The 3,668-nt window shown below is 73.8% G+C and carries 2 protein-coding genes; both read right to left on the reverse strand.

What is annotated here, in order from left to right:
• Positions 1-1,434: circularly permuted type 2 ATP-grasp protein (locus ACE3Q3_RS23370; RefSeq protein WP_374450098.1), on the reverse strand; the 1,434-nt coding region annotated here is incomplete at its 3' end.
• Between the two features lie 68 nt (positions 1,435-1,502).
• Positions 1,503-3,668: transglutaminase family protein (locus ACE3Q3_RS23375; RefSeq protein WP_374450100.1), on the reverse strand; the 2,166-nt coding region annotated here is incomplete at its 5' end.

Genomic DNA, 3,668 nt, shown 5'->3' on the forward strand with positions numbered 1-3,668 from the left:
CTCGCCGTCGCCCTGGCCGACCCGCGCCAGCCCGCCCGGCAGCACGACGTAGCCGGCGGGGGTCCAGGCGGCGAAGACCCGCAGCGCCACCGGCCGCGGCACGAGCCGGGTGCCGTCGAGCGTCGGCGCGAGGCAGGGCGGCAGCACCTCCTGCACCGCGAGCGTGGCGCCGCGCCGCTCCATCGCCGCCGCGAGCCGGGCACGGTCGGCGCGATCCATCGCCGCGCCGAGGCGGGCGGTCGATCCACGGGCGAAGAGCGGCACGGAGTCGAAGGCGTCGCGGACGACGGAGCGGTCGAGCGCCGCCAGCGCCGCATTCCGGCCGGCCGCGGTGCCGCACCAGTGCGTCGGCACGCCGGGCAGGACGAGGTCCTCGTCGAGGAGGGCGCGGCAGAGGCCGGGCAGGAAGGCCGCCATCGCCGGGCCTTCGACGACGGCACCGCCGAGCGGGTTGGCGAGCACGATGCGGCCGGCCCTGGCCGCCTCGACGAGCCCCGGCACGCCGAGCGAGGAATCGGCCTTGAGCTCGAGCGGATCGCAGAAGAGCGAGTCGACCCGCCGCATGACCATGTCGACCCGGCGGAGCCCGCCCAGCGTCTTCAGGTAGAGGTCGCCGTCGTGGGCCGTCAGGTCGTCGCCCTCGACCAGCGCCAGGCCGAGATAGTGGGCGAGGAACGCGTGCTCGAAATAGGCCTCGTTGTGCGGGCCGGGCGACAGCAGAACGCCGCGCGGCCGGTCGGCGGCGACGAGAGCCGCCAGCCCGTCCTTCATCGCCTGGAAGAAGCCGGCGAGCCGCCGCACATGCCCGTCGCGGAACGGGTCGGCGAAGGTCTGGCTGACGACGAGGCGGTTCTCCAGCGCGTAGCCCATGCCGCTCGGTGCCTCGACCCGGTCGGCCAGCACCGTCCAGGTGCCGTCGGGGCCGCAGGTGAGGTCGGCGGCATAGACCAGGACATGGATGCCGCCCGGCGGACGCACGCCCGCGAGCGGGCGCAGGAACTGCGGGTGCCCGGCCGGCAGGTGCGGCGGCAGCCGGCCCGTCGCCGCCAGCCGGCGCGGCCCGTAGACGTCGGCAAGCAGGGCGTCGGCGAGCCGCGCGCGCTGCACGACGCCCGCCTCGATATGCGCCCATTCGCGGCCGTCGAGGACGAACGGCAGCGGGTCGAGGTCCCACGGCCGCGCCTCGCCGCCCGCATCGTCATAGACGTTGTAGGTGACGCCGTTGTCGCGGATGAGCTGGCGCATGCCGTGGTGGCGGCGTTCCAGCTCCGGCCCGTCGATGCGGGCGAGCTCGTCGAGCAGCGGTCGCCAGTGCGGGCGCACCGTGCCGTCCATGGCCAGCATGGCGTCCCAGCGCCCGGACGGCCGGGGGTACGCGTCGAGTATGCCGGCGCGCGGGACCGCCGTCTCCGTCAGGGCGGCGTCAGCGTCCATCCGGCCGCCGGCGCGGGGCTGGAAAGGGTCGGACGGCAGGATCGGTCATCAACGGTCACCGGCATGGCTCAGTGGAACCGCCTGAGGTCGAGGGTCAGCGGAAAATCGGGGTGGAGGTCCGGCGGGCCCGGGTCGAAGCGGCCCCCGGTCAGGCCGAAGGGATCGAAGCGGGCGAGACGCCGGCCTTCGGCCTCGTAGGCGTTGACGGGGACCGTGGTGTAGTTCCGTCCGCCGGGATGCGCAACATGATAGGTGCAACCGCCGATGGCACGGCGGCGCCAGGCATCCCACAACTCGACGACGAGGGGACCGTGCGTCGGTACGGTCGGATGCAGGCTGTGCGGTGCCTGCCAGGCGCGGAAGCGGACGCCCGCGACCGCCTCGCCGCGGCGCCCGGTCGGCGTCAGCGGCGCCGGGCGGCCGTTGACGAGCAGCCGGTGCCGGTCCGGCGTGATACCGGAGACCTTGACCTCCAGCCGTTCGACGGTGCTGTCGACGTAGCGCACGGTGCCGCCGGCCGCCCCCTCCTCGCCCATGACGTGCCAGGGCTCGAGCGCCTGGCGCAGTTCGATCCGCATGCCTTCGGGATCGACCGCGCCGAGGAGCGGGAAGCGGAAGGTCCAGTGCGGCCGGAACCATTCCGGATCGACGGGGAAACCGGCCTCGGCGAGCGCCGCCGTCACGTCGACCATGTCGGCCCAGATGAAGTGCGGCAGCATGAAGCGGTCGTGCAGCGCCGTTCCCCAGCGCACCGGCGGGTTGCGGTAGGGCTCGCGCCAGAACCAGGCGACGAGCGCCCGGAGCAGCAGCGCCTGGGCGAGGCTCATCTCCGGGTGCGGCGGCATCTCGAAGGCGCGGAACTCGACGAGCCCGAGGCGTCCGGTCGGGCCGTCCGGCGAATAGAGCTTGTCGATGCAGATTTCCGCCCGGTGGGTGTTGCCCGAGACGTCGATCAGGAGGTTGCGGAAGATGCGGTCGACGAGCCACAGCGGCAGCGGCTCGGCGCCGGGCTCGGGCACCTGGGCGAAGGCGATCTCGAGTTCGTAGAGCGAATCCTGTCGCGCCTCGTCGACCCGGGGCGCCTGGCTCGTCGGCCCGATGAAGAGGCCCGAGAAGAGATAGGACAGGGCCGGATGGTTCTGCCAGAAGGCGACGAGGCTGCGCAGCAGGTCGGGACGCCGGAGGAACGGGCTGTCGGCCGGGGTGGCGCCGCCGAGCACGATGTGGTTGCCCCCGCCGGTGCCGGAATGGCGGCCATCGACCAGGAACTTCTCGGTACCGAGGCGGCTCTGGCGGGCCTCCTCATAGAGGGCCTCCGTCACTTCGACCTGCTCGCGCCAGCTTCGCGCGGGATGGATGTTGACCTCGATCACGCCGGGGTCGGGCGTCACCTTGATGACGTTGAGGCGCGGATCGTAGGGCGGCGGATAGCCTTCGACATGGAGGGCGCAGCCGACCTCGGCGGCCGCGTCCTCGATCGCGGCGACGAGGTCGAGATAGTCCTCGATGGTCTCGGTCGGCGGCATGAAGACGCAGAGCCGGCCGTCGCGCGGCTCGATGGTCAGCGCGGTGCGCACGCTCGCCCCCTCGACCGGCGCCTCCTGCTCGATGCGGGCCACGCGCGCCTGCCAGTCCGGTCCGCGGGCGGCCCCCGTCAGATAGGGCTGGCGGGCCGCATCGGGGTCCGGCAGCGGCGGCAGCGCCTCCATCGGGTCGCGCGGGACGACGTGCGGATAGAGCGCGGGCGGGATCCACGGCAGGGACGCGATCGGCAGCCGGAAGCCGACCGGCGAATCGCCCGGCATCAGCAGCACCCGGCCGCGGCGCAGCGACCAGCGCTCCGAGCGCCAGCGTCGCCGGTCGGGGGCGTTCCACCGCTGCACCGGCAGGACGAAGCCGACGGGGTTGCCGAGGCCGCGGTCGAAGACCCGGACGAGCCGGGCCCGCTCCTCGGGATCGTCCAGCCGGGACTCGAACGGATCGACATTGGCCGGCAGCGCCTGTTCGCGCGCGAGGTAGTGCCAGGGATCCTCGAAGGCCGGCATCGCATGGTCGGGGTGGAGGTCGAGCCGCCGCGCGACGGCGCGGGCGAGCAGGCCCGCATCCTCGGCCGTCGCGTCATGGTCGGCCGTCTCGCGCGCGACCCGGCCGGGGTCGCGCCACAGCGGCCGGCCGTCGCCGCGCCAGTAGAGGGCGAAGGCCCAGCGCGGCAGGCTCTCGCCCGGATACCACTT

It is taken from the genome of Allostella sp. (assembly GCF_041913585.1).
GTDB lineage: Bacteria > Pseudomonadota > Alphaproteobacteria > ATCC43930 > Allostellaceae > Allostella.